Raw genomic sequence first — 23623 nt, forward strand, 5'->3', positions numbered from 1 at the left:
GAAGGAGGAAGGCTATGATTAAGCTAATTGCCATTGACCTCGATGGTACCTTACTCAATGCTAAAAAAGAAGTTTCCCAGGCTAATCGTCAGGCACTAGCCTATGCTAAATCCAAGGGGGTCAAGGTGGTCCTCTGTACTGGCCGACCTTACTTTGCCATGAAACATTTCCTAGCTGATTTAGGCTTGGTAGACCCAGAAGATTACATTGTGACCTTCAACGGTGGTATGGTCCAAAAGGCTCAGGATGGGCAGGTATTAGTCTCTAATACCCTAGGGACATCAGATGTCTTGGCTTGGTATCAAGTGACACAAGATTTGGATTTACCAATTAATGTCATTGATGCCGATCGTCTCTATGAGCCGACTGCCTATCCTGCAGGCTATCCATCCCTCTATTTGGAAAATGTCACCAATGTACCGAGTGTGGTCCAAGACTATAGGACCTTTGATCCAGATCACGCCTTTAATAAATTCGTCATTGTCACCACTCAGGAGCATTTGGATGCCCAAATTCCTAAGTTGGACCCAGCCTTCAAGGATCAATACGCTGTCTTCAAGTCACGGTCCTTTTTCCTTGAAGTCATGAAAAAAGGTGTCAGCAAGGGCGATACCCTAGCTAAATTAGGGGAGCTCTTAGATATTAGTCCACAAGAAATGATGACCATGGGCGACCAGGAAAACGACCTGTCTATGATTGAATTAGCAGGTCTAGGCGTAGCCATGGGCAATGCGACCGATCAAGTTAAGGCAGCTGCCCAATATGTCTCCTTAACTAATGAGGAAGATGGCGTGGCTCACGCTATTCATAAATTTATCGTGTAAACCAAAAGTCAGCTAAGACTTAGAAAGGGGTGAACCCATGGGGTTATTTGATCGTATACGGCGTGCCTTTACCGGGGAAGATGCCGTTGTCAAAGAAGAAGAAGTAAAAAAAGAAGACCAGATAGTCATTGACTCCTACGACCAAGGGACAGCCAAGACTCGGCGCAACTTCACTGATATTATGACCAACCTCTTCACAAGTTTCCGTGAAGTGGATGAGGAGTTCTATGAGGACTTGGAAGAAGCCTTTATCGGGGCGGACGTTGGTTTTGCGATGACTATCGCTATTACTGATGCCATTCGTGATGAAATCGAACGGACAGGGGTCCACAAGCCAGAAGATGTCAAGCGCGTACTCCTTGAAAAAATGGTTCAAGTCTATGAGCGAGGCGGCCAAAATCTGGTTTCACTTAAGGAGAACCCAGATGGTCCGACGGTTATCCTCTTTGTCGGGGTTAATGGGGTAGGGAAGACCACCTCGGTCGGTAAGATTGGTTATCAGCTCAAGCAAGAAGGTCACAAGGTCCTCATGGCAGCTGCCGATACCTTCCGGGCTGGTGCTGTCGAGCAACTGAATGTCTGGGGCGAGCGTCTGGATATTCCAGTGGTAACGGGCAAGGCCCAAGGTGACCCGGCTGCGGTTGTCTATGATGCGGTTAAGAAAGCCAACGCTGAAGGTTATGACTATCTCTTAGTCGATACGGCCGGTCGTTTACAGACCAAGGCCAATCTCATGGAAGAATTGGCTAAGATTAAGCGGATTATTGAGCGTGAGAACCCAAATGGGGTCCAAGAAGTCCTATTAGCTTTGGACGCGACAACCGGGCAAAATGCGCTCATCCAGGCCAAACAATTCAATGAAGCAACTGAAATTACCGGCTTGGTGCTGACTAAGTTAGATGGAACAGCCAAAGGGGGCGTAGTCCTCTCCATTCGCTATGAATTGGATATTCCAGTTAAGTACATTGGTCTCGGTGAGAAGGCGACTGACTTGAAGAAGTTTGATGCTGAAGCCTATATGTACAGCTTGGTCAAGGATGTTCTAGAAGTAAAAAATTAAGATAGCGAGAGGTTGGGTTAGCCTGGCCTCTGTTTGTAATGGAGATTAAGTCGCTGCTATTTGGATTATCGCAATCTTAAGGAAAACTTTACTTGCGTGTGGGATTTTTTTAGGGTAGGATAAGATGTTAACAATCTATCTGTTTGAGGAGGTCCTATGGAAAAACAATCTTCCTTTAAGTTTGTCATTCAATATAATCTACTTTTATCCATCTTTGCTAGTACGGCCATTTCAGCCGCTATTTTAATAAAATATAGTCAGTTTTCTTGGGGGCAGTTGGCCGTGGATACGACACAAGCCATTATTATCAGTGTCTTGGTCGGCGTGGGCTTTCCTTTTGACTTGATCACCAAGCCACTTAAGTCAACTCTGTCATTAAGCGGCTGGCCTTTGCGTTTGGCAACGAACGCCATGATTTGTGCGATAGTCGCGGCGGTTGTGACCATCTATTTCAAGCTGCTGATCTTTGGCTTTGGGCCGGCAACTGGCCCTGCCTTCCTAGCCGATTATCCCTTGTCCTGGGCAGTTGGGGTAAGTGTGGCTTTTATTCTAGAACCTTATCTCTTATCATTTTTGCAAGCAGATAGCTAAAATAACCTAGTGCTCTTTGGGCACTAGGTTGTTTTTATAACAATAAGACTTAGGCAGGCCTAATCTAGTTTGTCTTGACTCTAGAAACATGGTAGAATAAGACAAGAAGGATTAGGAGACGAGGTGTCGCAATGAAAAAAAGCCAAAGTCAAGAAGACTACCTTAAGTTCATTCACGAGGCAGGTCATGGCCAATATGTTTCTAACAAGGAAATTGCCACTGGTCTCAATGTAGCCCCCCCTTCGGTGAGTGAGATGATTACTAAATTGGCCCAAGAAGGTTTGGTAGCCTACAGGCCCTATAGTGGGGCCATGCTAACGCCTCAAGGTCAGAAATTAGCCATTGAACTAGTGCGTAAGCATGAAATCTGGGAATATTTCTTAGAGCACAAACTAGGCTATACTAAGACGGAAGTCCATGAATTGGCGGAGCTCTTAGAACACGCTACTTCAACGGATTTGGCCAATCGCCTGGCTGCCTATATCCAATATCCTGAAGGGTAGGCGGCATTAATGGATTTAGCAAAAGTAATGCGGGTCAACCAGCTGCTTGGTTTTTACGGCGGGCTCTTAACTGATAAGCAACAAGCTATGCTTGGCCTCTATTATGAGGAAGACTTTTCCCTAGCTGAAATTGCCGACCACTATGATATTAGTCGCCAAGCTGTCCGGGATAATTTGAAGCGGGCTGAGCAGACATTAGAGCACTATGAAGATCAGCTCCATCTCTTAGCACGTCGAGAGGCAAGACTAGCCTTGCTAGACCAGCTAGCCAGTCATACGGATCAAGTGGGTCAGACTTTCCTAGCAGAAATTCGGGCAATGGATCAGTAGCTTGATCCTGTGCTTATGAACAAGATAAAATCAAAACATGGGGCTAGTTGAATGCTAGCCAAGAAGGAGGAACACAATGGCGTTTGAAGGATTATCCGAACGCTTGCAGAATGCCATTAGCGGCATTGGTGCCGGAGGTACCATTAGCGAAGCAGACTTAAGACAGATGATGCGGGAGATTCGTCTAGCCCTCTTAGAGGCCGACGTTAACTTCCAAGTGGTGAAGAGTTTTGTTAAGACAGTCAATGAACGGGCCTTAGGCTCAGATGTCTTGGCTTCATTATCACCCGCTCAACAAGTAGTCAAGATTGTTGACGAAGAATTAACCGCCCTCATGGGTGGCGAACAGGTGCCGCTTAACTTTGCGACCCAACCGCCAACCATTATCATGATGGCCGGTCTCCAAGGGGCCGGGAAGACAACAACCGTAGGTAAATTGGCCAAATACGTCCAAGCTCAAGGTAAGAAGCGTCCTTTACTGGTAGCGGGCGATATTTACCGTCCAGCGGCCATTGCCCAGCTCCAAACCATTGGTCAGCAACTCGGTTTTGATGTCTTTAGCTTAGGTTCTGATGTTAGCCCGGTTGAAATTGCCCGTCAAGCGGTGGCTCAAGCCCGTATACAAGGCAATGATGTGGTCTTAATCGATACGGCAGGTCGTCTGCATGTCGATGAGACTCTGATGGAAGAGTTGCGCCAAATTAAGGCAGCGGTTAACCCGCACGAAATTCTTCTGACAGTAGATGCCATGACCGGTCAAGACGCGGTCAACGTGGCCAAGGCCTTCAACGATTCTCTGGATATTACCGGGGTTATTATCACCAAATTAGATGGGGATACCCGGGGCGGGGCGGCCTTATCGATTCGCTCAATCATTGACCGACCAATTAAGTTTACCGGGCAAGGTGAGAAACTCGATGCCCTAGAGCCATTCTACCCAGACCGCATGTCCAGCCGGATTCTGGGTATGGGGGACATGATGACCTTGATTGAGAAGGCTCAACAGGAGTTTGATGAAGCCCGCGCCCAAGAGATGGCAGATAAGATTAAGGCCAATAGCTTTGACTTTAATGACTTTATCGAGCAAATGGACCAAGTCAACAAGATGGGCCCGCTCAAGGACTTGATTAAGTTAATCCCTGGGATTAACAAGATTCCTGGCCTGGATGAACTAGATGTCAACCAGAAGGATATGGCGCGTGTTAAGGCCATTGTCCTCTCCATGACACCAGCTGAACGTGAGAATCCAGATATTATTTCTCAGAGCCGTCGTAAACGGATTGCAGCTGGTTGTGGTCAGTCGCTAGCCGATGTTAACCGCATGATTAAACAGTTCAATCAGTCACGCGATATGATGAGCCAAATGTCTAATGGTAAGATGGGCGGTATGAAGAAAATGATGGCCCAACTCCAACAAGGCGGCGGTGGCTTCCCAGGTATGGGGGGCGGCGGTATGAGCGATACCGACTTCATGACACCCGAACAGTTAGCTAAACGTAAGGCTGAAAAGGACTTACAACGCAAACTCAAAAAATTGAAGAAACGTCGTTAAGACAAGCAAAGAGGCTGGATATTCCAGCCTCTTTTTCTAGCTATATAAGCGAAAGTCTAAACTTCTTTGAAGGTATTATCGCCCTTATAATTCTCTTCCAACTTGCGGAATTGGTCGCGGGTATCTTGTGGCAGGGCTTGGCCGATATCCATCATGCGGACAATGTCCTTGAAGGCGGCCTGAGGAATGGCCAAGTCGGCCAAGTCTTCAGGACTAATCTGCAGATTAATCGGATTAGGATCTCCTGCAGCAAACTTATTGACAAAGTCTGGATCCACCACAAAGGGGGTAGAAATCCCCACTAATTCAGCATGTTCTAGGGCTTCTTGGGCCTTGGCAATAGAATTAATGCCACCCGTTACCATGAGAGGAAGCCGACCAGCTAAGTGCTCGTGGACGACTTGGTTGATTAGACGGCCTTGATGGGGGCCCGCAGCTCTCACGCGGTTGCGGAAGACATCCCGTCCCCAACTTGCTAGGCAGAGGTAGTCCAAGGGCACACGCTCCAAAATCCAATCCGTCACTTGATTGAATTCTTCTACTGTATAGCCGACTTCTTGGCCACGTGTTTCCTCAGGCGTACAGCGATAGCCTAGGATAAAGCCTGAAGGTGCTAGTCGTTCGACGACTTCCATAATGGCGTCCCAAATTTCTAAAATCAAGCGAGCGCGATTTTCTAGACTATCAGCCCCATATGCATCCGTCCGCTGGTTGGAGAAGGTTGACAAGAAGGACTGAGGCAGCAGACGTTGGGCACTGGATAACTCGATGCCGGCAAAGCCCGCTTGGATGGCTCGGCGCGTTGCGTCCGCATAGTAGCCAATAATGGCCTTAATCTGTGACTGATCTAAGGCTTTTACTTGGTGGGGGATAGGGGAATTTAGGGTCATTGGGCTGGGGCCGTAAACATAGCCCTGACGTCGCAGGTAAGGCTCCGCAAATCGTCCCGCGTGGGTCAATTGGATGAGCGCCTTGGCGCCATCTTGCTGCATAGCCTGAGCAAGTTTTGTCAAACCCGGTACACAGGCATCCTCAGCCAGACTGGGCCCAAATTCGAAGAGTTGTCCCTGGGGATGAATGTAGGCAGCCCCGGTGATTTGCAGGGGGGCTGACTGGGCCCGGCGGCGGGAGTAGGCCAAGTCTTCTTCGGTAATGTGACCTTGAGCGGTTGAGGAATTAGTGGTCATAGGTGAGAGAACGAAGCGATTGGCTAAGCTATGGGCACCTAGACTTAGTGGGCTAAGCAGGGGGGATGGCATGTGAGACACTCCTTCGGCAGCTGTTCAATCAGCTAGCATAATCAGATACTTACACGTTAGCACGAAAATTTTATCTGGTCAATCGCCATGAGTTGACAATCCCCTAGGTCTGATTGATAATAAAATTATTGATGAAAATGGAGGGGTCACATGTTATTAAGTGTTTTGGATTATGCCATGGTAGACAGTGGCCGAACAAGCCAAGAAGCCCTGAGGGAGACAGTGGCCCTAGCGCAATTAGCAGATAAATTGGGCTATCACCGATTCTGGGTGGCCGAGCACCATCAGGTGCCAGCCCTAGCCAGTGCTAGCCCGGAGCTCATGATTATGCATTTGTTGGGTAAAACGCAACGTATTATGATTGGTTCGGGTGGTATCATGTTGCCTCACTACCAGCCTTATAAGGTCGCAGAGTGGGTGACGACCCTCAGGTCTCTCTACCCAGGTCGTGTCAATGTGGGCTTAGGAAATAATCCAGGTACCAGCTCTGTCAGAGAATTGATGGGGACGGGCGAGCTTAAACGTTCAGATTATGCCCAACAAGTGACCGATTTGGTGCAGTATTTGGCGGATCCTGATGCAGTTGGTTTGCACTCGGCGGGGCCCAGCCAGGAAGCCCTCTGGTTGCTGTCGGCTGGCCTTCAGTCAGCCCAGTTAGCAGGAAGTTTGGGTCAGGCTTATGTCTATGGCTATTTCTTGGCGCCTGGCAAGGACCCACTTGCCAGTGCCCGAGAGGCCTTAACTACCTATCGAGCTGCCTGCCAAGAAGCAGGCCACAGGCCGCAAGCTAGCCTGGCGGTCTTTGTGGTCTTAGGTCAGGATGAGACTCAGTGTCAGCAACTCCTATCAGCCTTAGACATCTGGCAACTGGGTAAGCAAGACTATGCTGAGTTCAAGACCTTTCCAACAGTCCAGGAGGCGTCCGCTTATCCCCTAAGCCAGGAGGATCGAGTACAGATAGAAATCAACCGCCAGCGTGTGGTCGTAGGCACCCTTGACCAAGTCAAGCAGCAGCTAGATGACTTGGCAGCTAGTCTAGACCTTGAGGAACTTATGGTTATTCCCCTAGTGCCAGATATTAAAAATCGCCAAGTAGCACTCCAGGCTTTAGCTCAAGCCTATCAACTAAATCAAGATAAGAAATCGGAGGAATTATAATGAAGAAATTAGGAAACTATTTATGGGTTGAAAAAGAAGGGGATATCTACACCCTCAGCATGACGCCAGAATTACAAGATGATGTTGGGACGGTTGGCTATGTGGAATTTACCCGCGAAAGCCAAGTCGAGGCTGGCGACTCTCTCTTAAGTTTAGAAGCCTCTAAGACCGTCCTAGATATTTTCTCACCCCTGTCTGGGCGTATTGTGGACGTTAACACAGCTGCTCAAGATCAACCAACTTTGCTTAACTCAGCTAATCCAGCAGAATCCTGGTTGGTGCGCTTGACAGATGTTGAGGAAGCAGCCTTCTTAGCTTTACCAGATCCGCTAGACTAAGACAGGAGGGGCTGACATGTTTGCGCAAGAATTGGACGCCCTGATTCGCCATCTTGGGGCTAGCCCTGAGCCGGGGACTGATGAAGAAAAGTTCCGGCAATATCGTGGCTTAGTTAATCAACGCTTGCCTTATCCAGTTAGTCAGGACTACCTAGATTTGGAAAGTCGCTTCTTGGCAGCCTGGCGTCAGCAGGAAGCTATCTATCATTTGGCAGATTGCCAGAAGACAGCGCATCCCTCACTTTATCTCTGGCAGGGCGATATTACCCGTTTAGCGGTAGATGCTATTGTTAATGCAGCAAATTCAGCCATGTTAGGTTGCTTTGAACCTAACCATTATTGCATTGATAACCAAATTCATACTTTTGCCGGCGTTGGTTTACGCTTGGCCTGTGCTGATTTGAAAAAGGCCCGGGGTGGTAAGCCGCTGCCTGTCGGTCAAGCTCTCATGACATCCGGCTTTAATTTACCAGCCAAGCAGGTCATTCATACGGTAGGGCCACGCATTCATCATTTGCCAGTATCGCCCATGATGCAGGACCTACTCAAAAAGGCTTATCGGTCTTGTTTGGCTTGTGCCGACCAAGCGGGTTTGGAGACAATCGCTTTCTGTTGTATTTCGACCGGTGAATTTTCCTATCCTATTGAAGAGGCGACTCCAATTGCCATTGAGACGGTCTCTGCTTATCTAGCAGAGACGGGCTCCAAGCTCCAGGTCATCTTCAATGTCTGGACAGATAGCCAGTACCAACTCTATCATGACTTACTTCATTCCAAGGAGGCCTCCCATGTGGCAAGCACTTACTAAAACCTATCCCAGTCAAGCCCAGCAACTCTTGGCCCTGCTTAAGGAAGCAGAGGCCGTAGTCGTAGGGATTGGGGCTGGCATGTCAGCTGCGGATGGTTTTACCTATATTGGCCCACGTTTCCAAGAGGCTTTTCCTGACTTTATTGAAAAGTATGGCTTCCTCGATATGTTGCAGGCCAGTCTCTTTGATTTCCCTAGTTGGTCGGAATATTGGGCCTTCCAAAGTCGCTTTGTCTGCCTCAACTACCTGGATCAACCCGTGGGGCCCTCTTACTTGGCCCTCAAAGACTTGCTCAAGGACAAGGCCTATCATATCATTACGACCAATGCCGATAATGCCTTTTGGGTGGCTGATTACGATCCTAACAAGGTCTTCCATATCCAGGGAGAGTATGGCCTGATGCAGTGCAGTCGCCATTGCCACGCCCAGACCTATCGGGATGATGCGCTGATTCGCCATCTGGCTCAGCATCAAGTCCAAGGCCAGGTGGCCTATGAAGACATTCCCCTCTGTCCTAAGTGCGGGGCACCGCTAGAAATCAACAAGCGAAATGCTGAAAAGGGCATGGTGGAAGATGGAGACTTTATGGCCCAATTGGGTCGCTACAAGGATTTCTTGGCTAGCCATGAAGGGGACAAGATGCTCTATCTTGAAATCGGGGTAGGTTTTACCACACCACAATTTATTAAGCAACCTTTCCACCAAGCGGTGATGGCCAATCCCAATGCCATCTTGGTGACCTTGAATCAAAAACAATATCGCATGCCACGCGCCATTCAAGACCGGACGGTCTGGCTGTCTCAAGACAGTAAAGACCTCTTGTTGACCTGTGCGGCTGCAGCTAATCAAGCTTAGGAGGATGACATGTATCTAATTGAACCTATTCGCAATGGCCAATATCTGCCTGATGGGGCCTTAACGCTGGCTATGCAGGTCTATGTCCTTAATCATTTAGACCTAGATGAGACCATACTTTTCCCCTATTACTGTAAGCCTAAGGTGGAAATCGGTCGCTTCCAGAACGCAGAAGTGGAAGTCAACCATGACTATCTTAAGGAACATGGTATTCAGTTAGTCCGTCGTGATACGGGCGGTGGGGCGGTTTACTGCGATCAGGGGGCCGTCAATGTCTGCTATATTATGCCAGGTGATACTAATATCTATGGCAACTATCAACGTTTCTACGCACCCGTTGTCAAACTCTTGCATGATATGGGGGCAAGTGAGGTAGAGCAAAGTGGTCGTAATGACTTGACGGCACAAGGTAAAAAGGTATCAGGTGCCGCTATGACCATGGTAGCTGGCAAGGTTTATGGTGGTCATTCCCTCCTGCTAGATGTCGATTATGAAGCCATGGTGGAAGTGCTCAATCCTAACCGTAAGAAAATTGATTCTAAGGGCATTAAGTCGGTGCGCAGCCGGGTTATGGGCTTGCGCCAACTCTTGGATGAGCCCTATCGTCATATGACCATTGATCAGTTTAAGGATGAGGTCATTTGCCGTCTAATGGGGATTGACTCCATTGAACAAGCCAAGCGCTATCAGCTGACTGAGGAAGATTGGACGGCTATTGAAGCCTTGGCGGATTCTAAGTATCGCAACTGGGAATGGAACTATGGCAATTCGCCACGCTATAGCTATAATCGCGATGCTCATCTGGGAATCGGGACTGTAGAGTTCAGCCTAGAAGTTGAGGCTGGTCGCATTAGCAAATGCCGTATCTATGGTGATTTCTTCGGTAAAGGGGCCATCCAAGATATTGAAGAAGCCTTGCTAGGCACACCTGTTACTAAGCAAGATTTATTAGCAGTCCTAGCCAAACAGGACTTGGCTCATTATTTTGGCCCGGTCACCGCCCAAGAGCTGGTGGACTTAATCCTATCCTAACATTTCGGCTCCTGTCCTTTGAAAAGGGCAGGGGCTTTTTTATGTCGCTACTAAACTTTTCTCCATTAAATTTTTTGGTGCTGGTCTCAAATGCAGTGGCCAAAATTAATATCACTGCCAACAAGAAACCGATATAATGAACTAGTCATGAAAATCGCCTATCACCATAGATAAACATAAGTTTGAAAGCTAAAAGCCCCTAAACCTAAAATCGCAAGAAAAATTTTTGCTAACCTAAACATTTTAGGTTGACCTAATCTTTTCTCTGGTGTACAATATAATTAGCGGTAAGAGAGGAGATGATTCATGTGATTAAGACACAAGATCTAACCGTCAGTTATGACAATCAAGTGGTCGCTTTAGAAGGAGTTAATCTGGAATTAGCAGGTCCGACCATTACCGGCATTATTGGGCCCAACGGTGCTGGTAAATCTACTTTTGTTAAATCCATCTTGAACATGATAGACCATGATGGCCAGGTGTTTCTAGACGGGGTGCCTGCCAAGAAGATGCTGAAGAAAGTAGCTTATGTCGGCCAAAAGAGCGACATTGATTTCAACTTTCCAATTAAGGTCAAAGAATGTGTCTCCTTAGGCACGTATAGTAATCTCGGTATTTTCCGCAAGGTAAGTAAGAAAGAATGGAATAAAGTTGAAAAAGCGCTCGCCCAAGTTGGCTTGAGTGACTTCGCTAACCGACAAATCTCAGCCCTCTCGGGTGGACAGTTCCAACGCGTTTTGATGGCACGTTGTCTGGTTCAAGAAGCAGATTACATCTTCTTGGACGAGCCCTTTACTGGGATTGATTCGGTCAGTGAAGAGATTATTATGAAAATCTTGAAGGACCTCAAGAACCAAGGCAAGACGGTCTTGATTGTCCATCATGATTTGCATAAGGTACGGCGTTACTTCGATCAGTTGATTATCATCAATAAGCAACTGATTGCTGTAGGGCCTACTGAGCAGGTATTTAATGACCAGAATATGAAGGCCGCCTATGGCGACAGTGTTTATTTTGGTAAGGGAGGTGACCTGGTATGACCTTGATTCATGACTTTATTGAGAATGTGTCGACCCTGCATTATATGCAGAATGCGCTAGTCACCGCCATTGTCATTGGGATTGTCTCAGGGGCTGTAGGGTGTTTCATTATCCTAAGAGGGATGTCTCTTATGGGGGATGCTATCTCCCATGCGGTGTTACCAGGGGTCGCCTTGTCCTTCATCTTGGGGATTAATTTCTTCGTCGGGGCCATTGTCTTTGGGCTTTTTGCCTCCATGATTATTACCTTCATTCGAGGAAATTCAATTATCAAGGGGGATACAGCGATTGGGATTACCTTCTCCTCCTTCTTGGCCTTGGGGGTCATCCTGATTGGCTTGGCCCGGAGTTCGACAGACCTCTTCCATATTCTCTTCGGGAATATCTTAGCGGTTCAAGATTCTGACAAGTGGATTACCATTTGGGTTTCCCTAGCGGTGCTAATCGTCATCATCCTCTTCTTCAAGGAGTTGCTGATTACGTCCTTCGACCCGCAAATGGCTAAAGCCATGGGTATGAAGGTTAACTTCTACCACTACCTCTTAATGATTCTCTTGACCTTAGTGTCTGTAACGGCCATGCAAAGTGTCGGAACCATCCTGATTGTGGCCATGCTTATTACGCCTGCTGCCACCGCCTATCTCTACGTCAATAGCCTTAAGTCTATGATTCTCCTCTCATCGACCTTGGGGGCTGTGACTTCAGTATTAGGTCTCTTCCTGGGGACTAGCTTCAACGTGGCGGCCGGCTCCAGCATTGTACTCACCTCAGCTGTGATTTTCGCGATTAGCTTCTTCATCTCTCCAAAACAACAATTCTTTAGAAAGCGGGTTTTACGCAAATGAAACATAAGCTAATGAAATTAGTGGCACTCTTGACGGTATTGTTTTGTTTGGTACCAAGCGTGAGCGCCCAAGATAAAAAACTCAAAGTTGTCGCAACTAACTCTATTATCGCCGATATCACCAAGAACATTGCGGGTGATAAAATCGATCTTCACTCCATCGTACCAGTAGGCCAAGACCCTCATGAATATGAGCCACTACCTGACGATATTAAGAAGACCACCCAAGCTGATTTAATCTTCTACAATGGTATTAACTTGGAAACTGGGGGCAATGCTTGGTTCGCTAAATTGGTAGAAAATGCCAAACGAGTGGAAAATAAAGACTACTTCGCAGTCAGCGAGGGCGTGGAAGTCATTCACTTGGAAGGTGAGGGCGAAACTGGTAAGGAAGACCCTCATGCTTGGTTGAACTTAGAAAATGGGGTAATTTACGCTAAAAACATTGCCAAACACCTGATTGAAAAAGATCCAAGCAACAAGGACTTCTACCAAAAGAACTTGGACGACTATGTTGCCAAGTTAGAAGCTTTGGACAAGGAAGCTAAAACTAAGTTTGATGCTATTCCAGAAGAGAAGAAAATGATTGTTACTAGTGAAGGCTGCTTCAAGTACTTCTCTAAAGCCTACAATGTACCATCAGCTTACATCTGGGAAATTAACACCGAACAAGAAGGCACACCTGACCAAATTCGTGATTTGGTTAAGAAGCTCAAAGGCTCTAAGGTACCAGCTCTCTTCGTAGAATCAAGTGTGGATGACCGTCCAATGAAGACCATCTCTAGCGAGACCGGTATTCCAATCTACGCTAAAATCTTCACTGACTCTATTGCTGAAGAAGGCCAAGAAGGCGACAGCTACTACTCTATGATGAAGTATAACTTAGATAAGATCTCAGAAGGTTTAGCTAAGTAAACAAAATTTTCGCATCTGTAAAGTAAAAATACTTTACAGATGCTTTTTTATATGTTAGACTAGGGTCTGTAATCAATTGAGGAGGTGAAATTAACATGGCAGTTAAAATTCGTTTGAAACGTATGGGTTCTAAGAAAGCACCTTTCTACCGTATCGTTGTTGCTGACTCACGTTCTCCACGTGATGGTCGTATCATCGAGAAAATCGGTCACTACAACCCATTAACTAACCCAGCTACTTTAGAAGTTGAAGAAGAACTCGCATTGAAATGGTTATCAAATGGTGCGCAACCATCTGACACCGTGCGTAACCTCTTGTCTTCAAAAGGCATCATGAAGAAATTCCACGAAAGCAAATAGTCTCGAGCAGTGTTCTAGATAAAGGATGATGAGATATGGTAAATATTGAAGCATTAATTACTGCAATCGTGAAGCCGCTCTTGGACCACCCAGAAGATTTTGGTGTGGAACAAGTAGAGACCGATGACTTCATGGAGTATCATTTGCACTTGAATCCGCAAGATGTAGGGCGTGTGATTGGTAAGAAGGGCCGTGTTGCTCGTGCCATCCGGACTATCGTCTACAGCGTTAAGACTCGTGGTCGCAAGCGGTCACGTATTGTCATTGCTGACCATGCGGAAGAAAGTTCAGCAGAATAATCAAGCGCCCTTAGGGGCGTTTTTCTATATTCATTAGGAGGAAATCGGTGAAGAAAGAAGAAAGAAAAAAGCTTAAAGAAGTATATGGTTGGCGGACATGGGCCGGTAGTGGCCTCTTGCTGTTCTTATTAATTTTTACGTTCTTTGCTTATCTGGCCCTCCTTGCGACCCAACCCCAAGCCCTTTTGGCAGGCCAGGAACCTTTCCCAGAAAGCTCGAGCAAGCATGTAGTGGTAGAGGCAGAGTCGATCTTTCTCTTGGCCGAGGAGGATAATGTGGCCATCTACCTTGTCTCAGCTGCTAAGGTAACAGATAAACCTTACCTAGTCTTGGTCGCTAGCAAAGATGATCCGGATGTCGCCGCTGCTCGACTCAAGACCTATGGCGCGCTGCTCAATGAACCTGCCAAGCTAATTGGGGAAGTGGATAAGAGTGACGCGGCCAAGAAACTTTTAGATACGATGGCAGATAATAGTGAAACTAGTCTTCCATACCGTAATCAGCTATGGACGGAATATCTAGTCAACATGAAAGAATATCGTCAGTCACAAAGGACCATCCATTGGCTAGTTTATGGTTTTACCGCAGCCAGTGTCTTGTGTATCTTATGGGGCTTGTTCAATCGCTACCGTCGACGTCTGTTCTATAGCCGTCTCTATGAACGTTTTCCTGAGCTCAAGGGCCAGCTTGACCACTTGCAAGTAGCCAGTGACTATGCAGATGACTATCGTGGCCTCTACCTCTACAAAGACAGTTTGATTTGCTTGGGGCTGCGCATGGCGGTTCTGCCTATCAACGAGCTAGCCGCTTTGACCTTGAATAAGATCGTTTCGCGTGGTCGTTACGGGGCAAAACAAGTTAACTACTTCTTCCGAGCACGAGATGTGAAGGGGCAATTCCATACCTTTAGATCCTACCATGGTCGCAATAAAACTTTGGCAGAAGACTTGGAGATCTTCCTAGTTGTGCTAGGGCAACGCTATCCTGATTTGAAAATCACTTCTAAATAAGCTTAAGACGCCTTTGGGGCGTCTTTTTCATTTAGCGGCTCATATCTCTCAGAGCCTTTTAGCGAGCTCAGTGCTTTTGTTAAGGGAATCTTTCTTATTAAGTAAGAAATCGCTTGAAAATATCTGTACAAATCCATGAAAGGGGTTTATAATAGAGCTATACTTAAGGAGAAAGAAGGGTGTCTATGAAGGAAAAGAACTTGCGTGGCCTTTGGGCAACTGTTTTACTCACCGTTTTGTTTGGTGGATTTGCTATTTTAATGTGGTTTATAGGTGGAATTGCAAGTAGCCCGCAATATGTTGTGGACCGGGGTGGTCTCTATCCAAAGGATTTTGGACAAAACGTGGCTATTAAAATCGAAATCATTGAAGAAATTGGCAATATTAAGAACGATGACAAGGCTGCTATGTACTTGGTTATATCAGGTAATAAAGTTCTTGGCCTCATTGCGGATAAGGATGATGCTGACATTAAGTCTGCCTTGGCAAGTCAAGAAAAAGGCTTACTAGTTAGCAATCCTGTTCTAGTAGCTGGTGAAAAAGATAGCAGTTCTGCTGCTAAGGATAACATCTCTAAAATTCGTCAATCACTTGCGGCTGAAGCTCAGTCTTCATTAGAGGGTTCCTTTATCATCGATGTCAAAAAACATAAGTCGAGTGCGCAAATGCTCCTGTATGGTGCTTATGGCTTTGGCGCGCTGGCCTTGTTCTTCGTCGGACTCTTTGCCTTCAATGTATCACGTCGTAAGAAAGCCTATCGTGAACTCTATGCTCAATTCCCAGAATTGGAAGGTAACCTGGATCTCTTAGTATCAGGTGGCCAATATGCTGACAGCAAGCGTGGCCTCTATGTCTACAAGGATCATTTAATTGCTTTGGCCCAGCGCAATACCATTGTGCCTGCCAAGGACGTCCTCTACCTAGTGGCGGTTAAACAAACCATTCATCAGGGGATTGCTAGCCATGTTATCTACACGGTTGAAGCCTATGATAAGAACTTCAAGAAACATGTTCTCAGCACATTATTAGGTTCTAAGAAGACCTATGATGATGATGTCAATGCCTTTACTTACTTTGTAGATCAGCACTACCCTGAAATTCTAGTGGGTGCCGATCATGCACCAGAATACCAAGCATTGAAAAATGCTGCAGGTCTTTAATAAGCCCTCACCGGGAGAGTCAGCCTTAGGGCTGGCTCTTTTTTGCCTGTAATGACTTCACACTGACTTCTAAAAAGGGTATAATAAATTTATCATTTAAGAAAGAAGGTAAGTTATGAAACGCAATAATCTACGTAATGTTTGGCCTTATTTAATTTTTGCCATGATTTGCGCGGCTCTAGGTGGCTTCCTCTTCTACAAGAGTCAGAATTCAAGTGCAGATCAATTTGTAGAACAAGGCCTGGTCTACCCTAAGACCGAAGCTTTGACAGGGCATACTGCAGTCACCATTAAGGAAATTATTCCTGTTTCAAACGTTTCGATTACACATAAAAAGAATGGGGTAGTGGTTTCAGAGGACAACAATACCGGATTGGTTGCTTGCTTGGCCTCGGATGGTGAGCGGGCTTTCCCAGTTCTACTAAATGTAGATTCAAATATTGCCAAAATCATAAAGGAGCGAGCAGAGGCTGGGAAACTAGAATCTAATCCCCTAAATGTCTTGGCCTTTGCCTCAAAAGGCTCGGATGACTTAAGAATTGCAGAAAAAGTAATCGAACGCGGTAAAGTTGATTCTAATGAGAAGTCACGTTTTGATGATTCTGCGCTCCTAGATGTAGCAGAAGCTGAAAACCGCCTTAACATCATGCGTTTCTCAAGCTATGCCTTAGGTATAGCGGTCCTATTACTGCTACTTACCGCTCTCTGGAAATACTGGGAAAATACTAAGTTCTACAATACCTTGTATGATCACTTCCCAGAATTAGCGCAAGACCTGGATAAATTAGTGACCGACAGCGATTTCCACAGTCCTGAGTTAGGTCTCTATGTCTACAAGAATCACTTGGTAGTGATTGGGGCTAATGATCGCATCATCGACTTGACCCAAATCATCTATACTTATGCAGTCCGTCAAACCAATAATTCAGTGGTTACCTTCCAAGTTCACTTGCATAATAACCAATTCCGCCGTCTTGTGGTCAAACCGCGTCGCTATCAAAGAGACTTCACGCAATCTATGTTAGATCGTCTCATGGTTTACTTGCAAGAAGCCTATCCATCTATGTTGGTAGGCGTTCAACATGCGACCGATTATAAAGAATTAAAACGTCAAGCACGTGGCTAAGCCATAAGTGACTAAGCAAAGGACTGGGGTAACCTGGTCCTTTTTGATAGTGGTGATAAGGGGGGCAATCTTATATAATAGACTTAGTAACTGTGAGGGAGGCAAACTATGAAAAAATATAAATTAATGAAGCTCCTGCCTTATTTAATCGTGGCGTCTATCTGCCTATTAATTGGGGGTGGCCTTGCCTTTATTAGCCAAGGGACAAGCACTAATAGTCTCCGTTCCCAAGGCTTGGTCTATCCCAATGTCTCTAGAGTCAGCCGTTTGACTGCTGTCCCAGTAACCAGAATCACTTATGTCTCCGCCGTTAGCAATGTGGTAAAGGAGCGAGGTAAGATTGTCTATCGCGATGATAAGACCGGAATGAGTCTTTTCCTGGTTAGTGATGGGGGACTGGATATTCCGATTTTGTTCCGAGATGACTCCTCTCTTCTTTCTCTACTCAAAGAAAAAAATGACCAGGGGCAACTAGCAAATGAGCCCCATTATGTCATGGCTATGGTAGATGATAGTGACAAGAGTAAAGAATTTCTACAATCAATCGAAAGCTATGTCACCAATAAGACGGGCAATCGCGTTTTTATAAGTGGGACCTTGCTTAATCAAGACAAGGCGGAAACCTATATTCAATCCATGAAGTTAGTCAGCTATCTCTTCTTTGCTTTAGGGCTGGCGGTATTAGGCTTTACAGCCTATCGCTATAGTGCCATGAGACGTTTTTGGGGCCAAGTTTACCAAGCCTTGCCAGAGTTAGCAGAGGACCAGGATTTGCTAGTGAGTCAGAGCCAGTTTAAGTCTAAGCAACTGGGGCTCTATCTTTACCGTGACTATCTCCTTGTCTTAGGAGCTAAGGAGCGCTTGATTGACCTTAGCACGGTATTGGGCTTAAATCTGAACAATGAAAGCAACAATGGCCGCTTGAAGAGCCGGCTAATCCTCTATTATGACCGAGATCAGTTTGAAACAGTTAAACTTCGTCCCTGTCCAGAGAAGGAGGCGCGTGCCTTCCTAGAAGGTCTGATGGCCTGTCTTGAAAAACACTATCCCCATATCCTGCTAGCTGATGAGCGTTTAGCTATCTAGGAGTTGGCTAGACAAGGAAAAGGCAGTTGGTTATAATAAAGTAACGAATAATAACTAGAAAGAAGGAATTCTATGAAACCCAACTTTAAGCGTGGAGTGATTAGTCTTGTGATTTATGGTTTGTTACTCTTAAGTGCGGCCGGCTTCTTCCAATATGTGGCGACTCAATCGACACCTGACAAGTTAGCCAGTGAAGGTTATGTTTATCCTAAAACGCGTGCAACCACTAAGAGTAGCAAGACCACCTTTGCAGTAAAAGCTTTTTACAGAATTGAAGCTACCAAGCATGAGAAAGAACAAACCTTTGTTGTGGCGGATGATAAGAGCCTTCTAGTGACGGAGGCTAAACCTGATTTAGCCATTATCAAAAAGTTAGAAGAAGCGCAAAGAAAGGGCACCCTAGAGACTAACCCTATTACGATTATGGGGGAAGTTAAGGAGCTCAGTAGCCTTTCCCTCCAAAACATTAGACAATCACTCGAAAAGCAAGAGCCTGGAGTGGCGGACAACAAAGCGTTTGAAATTAAGAAACTCAACCTGACCAGTGTTGCTAATGTTGAAAGTACTGGTACCATTATGACTGCAGGGACTGCCTTAGTAGGCTTAGGTTTCCTAGCCTATGCTGTCTTCCGTTATCTAGATAATAAACGCTTCTACGAACAACTTTTAGTAACCTTCCCTGAGCTAGGTCAAGATGAACAAGCCTTACGTAAGGGTGCGACCTACTACGAGAAGCATTTGGGCGTCTATGTCTATAAGGATCAATTGATTGTCATGGGGCGTAAGAATGCCATTGTGGACTTGCGTGACATTATCTATAGCTATGTCTACAAGGAAACCAGACGCTTTAACCTCTACAAGTCCGTCAAGTTTGTGGTCTATCTCCATACCAAAGACTTCAAACGCTTAGCCGTCTTCCCAGCCAAACACACAGTTAAAGATACTGAAGCCAAGTTAAATCGACTCATGGAGCATTTGGATGCCAGCTATCCTCAAATGCTAGTCGGATTTGACCACAAGGACGAATATATGGCCCTCAAACAAGCAGCGGGCCGTCGTTAAGACAACTAGAATCAGGCTCCCTTTCATGGTATACTGAGAGGGGAGGCCTGATTTTTATTAGGCATAAAAGGAGGACAAGTATGACTTATTATCGCGTAGCCCGTATTGTGAATACCTTCGGGATTCGGGGGCAACTCAAATTAATTGCCGATACTGACTTTCCAGAGGAGCGCTTTGCAAGTGGCAAGGCCCTCTATATTCTGAAGGATTTGAATTCCCAACCGCTAGCTAGTGTTCAAGTTGCTAAGGCGGCCATCCATAAGGGAACTTGGCTCATTAGTTTTGTTGGCTACAACAATATTAACCAGGTCGAAGGCTTCAAGGGCTGCTGGCTGGCCATTGACGAGAGTGAGCAAGAGGAGCTAGAAGAGGATAGCTACTACCATCATCAACTCTTGGGCTTGGAGGTTGTGACCCTAGAAGGTAAGACTCTTGGGAAGATTAAGGAAATTCTTCAGCTAGGTTCTAATGATGTCTTTGTGGTTCAACGTAATATTCCCAAGGCCAAAGACGCCTTAATTCCTTTTATTGGCGATGTAGTCAAAGCCGTTGACTTGGAAGCTGGACAGGTTAAGGTTGAACTAATGGAAGGGCTGATTGACGATGAAGCTTGATGTCTTGACCCTCTTCCCTGAGATGTTTGAGCCCATGCATCATTCTCTGATGGGGCAAGCTCAAGCCAAGGGGCTGATTGACTTCCAGACCCATAACTTCCGGGACTTTGCGGTGAATAAGCATGGCCATGTGGATGATTATCCCTTTGGTGGTGGGGCAGGTATGTTACTGCGGGTGGATCCCATTGTTCACATGCTAGAACATATTGCGCCCAAGGAAAATGCCCGCATTATCCTGATGGATCCAACCGGGGTACCTTTTAGTCAGAGTTTGGCCCAGGAATGGTCTCAGGCGGAGCAGTTGGTCTTTATTTGTGGCCACTACGAGGGCTTTGACGAGCGGGTGCGGTCTTTTGTAACCGATGAAGTTTCACTGGGGGATTATGTCTTAACCAATGGGGAGCTGCCGGCCATGATTATGATCGATGCTACCGTGCGCCTGATTCCTGAAGTTTTAGGTAATGCGGATTCCATTGTGGGCGAATCCCATCAACGTTCACTCTTAGAGCATCCTCAATATACCCGTCCACGAGATTTCCGTGGTATGGAGGTGCCAGAGGTACTCTTCAGTGGACATCATGATAAGATTCGTCAGTGGCAGGGTAAAGAAGCTATCCGACGGACTTTGGAGCGTCGTCCGGATCTACTTGAACATGCCGATTTGTCCAAAGAAGAGCGCAAGTGGCTAGCTGAAATTCAGGCCGAAAAAAATGTCAATTAGGCTTTACAAATAGGCAGAGTTTGGTATAATACTAGAAGTGGTGAAAAACCGCAGATATCACAATATTCCGCTGGCTAAGCCCTAGGGCTAGTTATGAGTGTTAGTCGAGAGGAGAAAAAAACATGAGTAAAGTGATTGAAAAAATTACCTCAGCTCAATTACGTAGCGATATTCCTGAGTTCCGCCCTGGTGACACTGTACGTGTACACGCTAAGGTTGTCGAAGGTTCACGCGAACGTATCCAAATCTTCGAAGGGTTAGTAATCAAGCGTCGCGGTGCAGGCATCAGCGAAACTTACACAGTTCGTAAAATTTCGAACGGTGTAGGGGTTGAACGTACTTTCCCAGTACACACTCCACGTGTTGCTAAAATCGAAGTAGTTCGTAAAGGTCGCGTACGTCGTGCTAAGCTCTACTACATCCGTGCCTTGTCTGGTAAGGCTGCACGTATCAAAGAGCGCGGGCGCTAACATACCGAAACATGAAAAGAACCATCAATCGTCTCTGGACGGTTGGGGGTTCTTTTTTTGCATGTAAGGGAAAGTTTGTGAATTTATAGTGTGTCATTATTGTTTTAGGTGGGTGATTAAACAAACATTATCAGTATTATCAATGTATCTTCAAAATATTTGTGATTCTATCTTTTATCTGACTTCAAAAGTTCTTGTGAATACTTAGGATGGTTGACGGAAAATACTAGAAGAATTTGTCTTGATTTTAAGGTCATGAGGCCCTTGGATAGATAGCCTAGTATCTTGTAAAGGATAGTTTTAATTTAGAATTCTCACTTATTAAGAAGACAAAAGTAATATAAGTGCTTTCATCAAGTTATTGTCTTATATAAGCGCGCTATAATTTTATCTAAATAGACGAGTATTGGAAAATTTTGTCTATTTATACTTGACCAAAGTTTTTGTCAAAATATCCTAAATAGGATTTCTTTTAATTTTGGAGAAAAAAGGGGCCAGGTCGGAAATTGTGAGGGAAAGACCAAAAAACCATCAACTTATGTTACAGAATCATTACGATTTGGTAACGGCATTCTAGCAAAATGAGATAACCTTTGACCTAGATTTGTATAGTGTTATAATAGTGCCAATCTTAGGGGAGTAGTGGCAAAAAGGGTTATATATACTAATTTGGAGTTTTATTTTGAAATTCCTTGGCAACTTCAGAAATTTCATTTCTATTTCTATCTTAAATTATTAGACATTTTCTAGGGCATTAAAAATGAGGGCAAACTACTTTTACTAGGCAAGAAATATAATTGGGGGTAAACAATAACTATGAATATACTTGTAACAGGGAACACAAGTTACCTGACGCGAGAATTTATCCAAGAAGCTTTTCCGGAAGGGCGTGTAATTATTCTTGGACCCTGCGACTTGAAGACATCTTATCGGCAAGGTGTAACGGTCTTATCCATGGAGCAAAGAGATTGGGCCTTAGAAGAGGTTTGCGAAATGTATGAGATTAACCAAGTGGTTTTCTTCTCTAATTTTCTTACGCTTCGGTCACAGGAAGTTGGCGAAGGGGAGGCACTTCAGCAACTCCTTACGGCTTGTCAGAGCTATCGCATCAGCCGCTTTTGCTATTTGTCTGGACCGCAGTCAGGCTATCAAAATCAACAGCTAGAAACACAACTGGCACAAAGCTACGAGCAACTTTGCCTCTATGAAGGAAAAGAGCATGGCATGTCAATCAAGGTAATTCGCTTACCATATCTCTATTCAGATCAGACTTTACCGCCTTATATCGATCAGATATTTAGCCAGTGGGCGGCTGGAAAAGCAGCACGCTTCAAGGAGAATCGTGACAGTGACTTTTTCTTCTTACAGATGGATGATTTAGGTCGCTTACTTTATAAAGTCTTGGACGATTGGACTGATGAGTCAGAGCTATTGATTGTACCTAATACTTTCAAACTGACATATCAAGATTTGGCTCTTACCATGTATCAGTTTCAACCAGATGCTTCTATTAGTTTTACTAAAGGAAAGCTTCAACAAGTAGAGCAGCCCGATTCTATGACTGCTTCGCTCCGAACACGTTATGGATGGTTTCCTCAATTTAACCCTTTAGAGGATTGGCAAACTATCTTAAAAGAGCGCTACCTTGGTCAAGGAAAGTCATCTTTGCTCGGATGGTGGCAAGACTTGAAGAGCTGGATGGGGTTACACCCAACCCTAGTGCGGATTATCGAAGTATTTCTTCTCTTCCTATTATCAGAACTTGTCTCCCTTATCTTAAGAAATCAGCAACAATTCCGAGCAGTTGACGTTCGCTTGCTCTATATTGTCATCATGGCTATGACTGGAGGAATTGGGATAGGGCTCTTATCGGCTAGTTTATCGATTTTGGCCCTGCTCTATATTTATGTGACCTCTGGGAACAACTGGATTACACTCTTCTATGACCCGCTTAACTGGGTTCCTTTTGTTGTCTACCTAGTAACTGGTGCAATGGTTGGGCGTTTACGGGCTGAAACCTTGCAAGATAAAGCAGTTTTATCGCGAGAGAACCAGCTGCTACGCGATAAAAGTCATCTAATTCGGCAACTCTATCGTGATATGCTGCTTGATAAGGCCATGTTGAAAAAGCAAATTATGGGCTGTCGTGATTCCTATGGACGCCTATACAATTGGGTAGAACGACTGAACCAATCAACTCCGGAAGGAGTTCTGAAAGTGGCTCAAGAGCTCTTGGTTGAATTAGTAGACCCATTGGCCTTGGTCTTCTATCAGGTATCAGGAACCAACCAACTAGCGCCTGTTCCTAATCTAAGTCAAGCACTGGCAAGTCCTCTGTTAGAAGGACCTTTAGGGCCATTAGCTGAGCCTTTGATGGCAGGTGAACTTTGGTTGAACCGGCAACTTGATCCTAGTTTGCCACATTACGTGGCGGGATTACGTTATCAGGACCAACTCGTTATTGTAATAGGTTTGTTAGAGCGTCAACTAGACCCCATGGATGTGGCGCAATATAATCAACTTCGTGTTATTTTTGGTTTAATTGAAATGTCACTCCAGCATGCATTGGAAATCACTAATAACCAATAAAATAAGGGGGATAAATC

Annotated in this window: 26 protein-coding genes; 25 read left to right on the forward strand and 1 reads right to left on the reverse strand. The window is 45.5% G+C overall.

Features of this window, described 5'->3' with window-relative positions; all coding sequences use genetic code 11:
• Nucleotides 1–14: 14 nt before the first annotated feature.
• The 6 genes from RWO08_RS02075 (at nt 15) to ffh (ending at nt 4860) form a co-directional block, all read left to right on the forward strand.
• Nucleotides 15–824 carry a Cof-type HAD-IIB family hydrolase gene (locus RWO08_RS02075; protein ID WP_314211111.1) on the forward strand — a complete coding sequence of 270 codons (810 nt, stop codon included), beginning with the start codon at nt 15–17 and terminating at the stop codon, nt 822–824.
• A 37-nt stretch (nt 825–861) separates the two neighbouring features.
• Entirely contained in the window at nt 862–1884 is a 1023-nt protein-coding gene (ftsY, locus tag RWO08_RS02080) for a signal recognition particle-docking protein FtsY (protein ID WP_070755486.1), read from the forward strand.
• 156 nt (nt 1885–2040) lie between these two features.
• Nucleotides 2041–2475, forward strand: coding sequence for a hypothetical protein (locus tag RWO08_RS02085; RefSeq protein WP_070755487.1), 435 nt, complete (start codon nt 2041–2043; stop codon nt 2473–2475).
• A 131-nt stretch (nt 2476–2606) separates the two neighbouring features.
• Nucleotides 2607–2978, forward strand: a complete 372-nt coding sequence (locus tag RWO08_RS02090) for a metal-dependent transcriptional regulator (RefSeq protein WP_303823605.1) — start codon at nt 2607–2609, stop codon at nt 2976–2978.
• A gap of 9 nt (nt 2979–2987) precedes the next feature.
• Nucleotides 2988–3308: a YlxM family DNA-binding protein gene (gene ylxM, locus RWO08_RS02095; RefSeq protein ID WP_291431975.1), complete on the forward strand. Its 321-nt coding sequence runs from the start codon at nt 2988–2990 to the stop codon at nt 3306–3308.
• A 76-nt stretch (nt 3309–3384) separates the two neighbouring features.
• Complete coding sequence (gene ffh, locus RWO08_RS02100; RefSeq protein WP_023390752.1) at nt 3385–4860, forward strand: signal recognition particle protein; 1476 nt, start codon at nt 3385–3387, stop codon at nt 4858–4860.
• Between the two features lie 56 nt (nt 4861–4916).
• On the opposite strand, the gene RWO08_RS02105 is transcribed toward ffh, so the two are convergent.
• A complete protein-coding gene (locus tag RWO08_RS02105; RefSeq protein ID WP_268443024.1) occupies nt 4917–6119 on the reverse strand; it encodes an NADH-dependent flavin oxidoreductase in 1203 nt (400 codons plus the stop codon).
• 150 nt (nt 6120–6269) lie between these two features.
• On the opposite strand from RWO08_RS02105, the gene RWO08_RS02110 reads away from it, so the two are divergent.
• From RWO08_RS02110 to RWO08_RS02200, 19 genes are all read left to right on the forward strand, one after another.
• Nucleotides 6270–7277, forward strand: a complete 1008-nt coding sequence (locus RWO08_RS02110; RefSeq protein WP_314211112.1) for an MsnO8 family LLM class oxidoreductase — start codon at nt 6270–6272, stop codon at nt 7275–7277.
• Entirely contained in the window at nt 7277–7615 is a 339-nt protein-coding gene (locus RWO08_RS02115; protein WP_291431969.1) for a glycine cleavage system protein H, read from the forward strand. Before RWO08_RS02110 ends, RWO08_RS02115 begins: the two co-directional genes overlap by 1 nt.
• Before the next feature lie 16 nt (nt 7616–7631).
• Nucleotides 7632–8423 (forward strand): protein-ADP-ribose hydrolase, encoded by a 792-nt coding sequence (locus RWO08_RS02120; RefSeq protein WP_314211113.1) that lies wholly within the window; start codon nt 7632–7634, stop codon nt 8421–8423.
• Complete coding sequence (locus tag RWO08_RS02125) at nt 8404–9279, forward strand: NAD-dependent deacetylase (RefSeq protein WP_314211114.1); 876 nt, start codon at nt 8404–8406, stop codon at nt 9277–9279. The genes RWO08_RS02120 and RWO08_RS02125 overlap by 20 nt, the downstream gene beginning before the upstream one ends.
• A 9-nt stretch (nt 9280–9288) precedes the next feature.
• Entirely contained in the window at nt 9289–10311 is a 1023-nt protein-coding gene (locus RWO08_RS02130) for a lipoate--protein ligase (protein WP_314211115.1), read from the forward strand.
• 308 nt (nt 10312–10619) lie between these two features.
• The gene (locus tag RWO08_RS02135; protein ID WP_314211116.1) at nt 10620–11351 is read left to right on the forward strand and encodes a metal ABC transporter ATP-binding protein; all 732 of its coding nucleotides are present in this window, start codon (nt 10620–10622) and stop codon (nt 11349–11351) included.
• Nucleotides 11348–12196, forward strand: coding sequence for a metal ABC transporter permease subunit (locus RWO08_RS02140; RefSeq protein WP_396193350.1), 849 nt, complete (start codon nt 11348–11350; stop codon nt 12194–12196). The genes RWO08_RS02135 and RWO08_RS02140 overlap by 4 nt, the downstream gene beginning before the upstream one ends.
• Before the next feature lie 11 nt (nt 12197–12207).
• Nucleotides 12208–13110, forward strand: a complete 903-nt coding sequence (locus tag RWO08_RS02145) for a metal ABC transporter substrate-binding protein (RefSeq protein WP_314049718.1) — start codon at nt 12208–12210, stop codon at nt 13108–13110.
• 95 nt (nt 13111–13205) lie between these two features.
• Complete coding sequence (gene rpsP / locus RWO08_RS02150; RefSeq protein WP_023390741.1) at nt 13206–13469, forward strand: 30S ribosomal protein S16; 264 nt, start codon at nt 13206–13208, stop codon at nt 13467–13469.
• 35 nt (nt 13470–13504) lie between these two features.
• A complete protein-coding gene (locus RWO08_RS02155; protein ID WP_023390740.1) occupies nt 13505–13768 on the forward strand; it encodes a KH domain-containing protein in 264 nt (87 codons plus the stop codon).
• A 47-nt stretch (nt 13769–13815) separates the two neighbouring features.
• Complete coding sequence (locus RWO08_RS02160; protein ID WP_314211117.1) at nt 13816–14778, forward strand: hypothetical protein; 963 nt, start codon at nt 13816–13818, stop codon at nt 14776–14778.
• A 185-nt stretch (nt 14779–14963) separates the two neighbouring features.
• Nucleotides 14964–15938: a hypothetical protein gene (locus RWO08_RS02165; protein ID WP_314211118.1), complete on the forward strand. Its 975-nt coding sequence runs from the start codon at nt 14964–14966 to the stop codon at nt 15936–15938.
• Between the two features lie 115 nt (nt 15939–16053).
• Nucleotides 16054–17064, forward strand: coding sequence for a hypothetical protein (locus RWO08_RS02170; RefSeq protein WP_314211119.1), 1011 nt, complete (start codon nt 16054–16056; stop codon nt 17062–17064).
• A gap of 108 nt (nt 17065–17172) precedes the next feature.
• Complete coding sequence (locus RWO08_RS02175; RefSeq protein WP_314211120.1) at nt 17173–18150, forward strand: hypothetical protein; 978 nt, start codon at nt 17173–17175, stop codon at nt 18148–18150.
• Nucleotides 18151–18222: 72 nt separating this feature from the next.
• On the forward strand, nt 18223–19212 hold the full coding sequence (locus tag RWO08_RS02180; protein WP_314211121.1) for a hypothetical protein: 990 nt from the start codon (nt 18223–18225) through the stop codon (nt 19210–19212).
• An 80-nt stretch (nt 19213–19292) separates the two neighbouring features.
• Nucleotides 19293–19826, forward strand: a complete 534-nt coding sequence (gene rimM / locus RWO08_RS02185) for a ribosome maturation factor RimM (RefSeq protein ID WP_314211122.1) — start codon at nt 19293–19295, stop codon at nt 19824–19826.
• The gene (gene trmD, locus RWO08_RS02190) at nt 19816–20547 is read left to right on the forward strand and encodes a tRNA (guanosine(37)-N1)-methyltransferase TrmD (RefSeq protein ID WP_311465583.1); all 732 of its coding nucleotides are present in this window, start codon (nt 19816–19818) and stop codon (nt 20545–20547) included. Before rimM ends, trmD begins: the two co-directional genes overlap by 11 nt.
• A gap of 122 nt (nt 20548–20669) precedes the next feature.
• A complete protein-coding gene (gene rplS / locus RWO08_RS02195; protein WP_023390732.1) occupies nt 20670–21017 on the forward strand; it encodes a 50S ribosomal protein L19 in 348 nt (115 codons plus the stop codon).
• 816 nt (nt 21018–21833) lie between these two features.
• Nucleotides 21834–23606, forward strand: a complete 1773-nt coding sequence (locus RWO08_RS02200; RefSeq protein WP_314211123.1) for a DUF4118 domain-containing protein — start codon at nt 21834–21836, stop codon at nt 23604–23606.
• The last annotated feature ends 17 nt before the right edge of the window (nt 23607–23623 follow it).

It is taken from the genome of uncultured Abiotrophia sp., assembly GCF_963520105.1.
Taxonomy (GTDB): domain Bacteria; phylum Bacillota; class Bacilli; order Lactobacillales; family Aerococcaceae; genus Abiotrophia.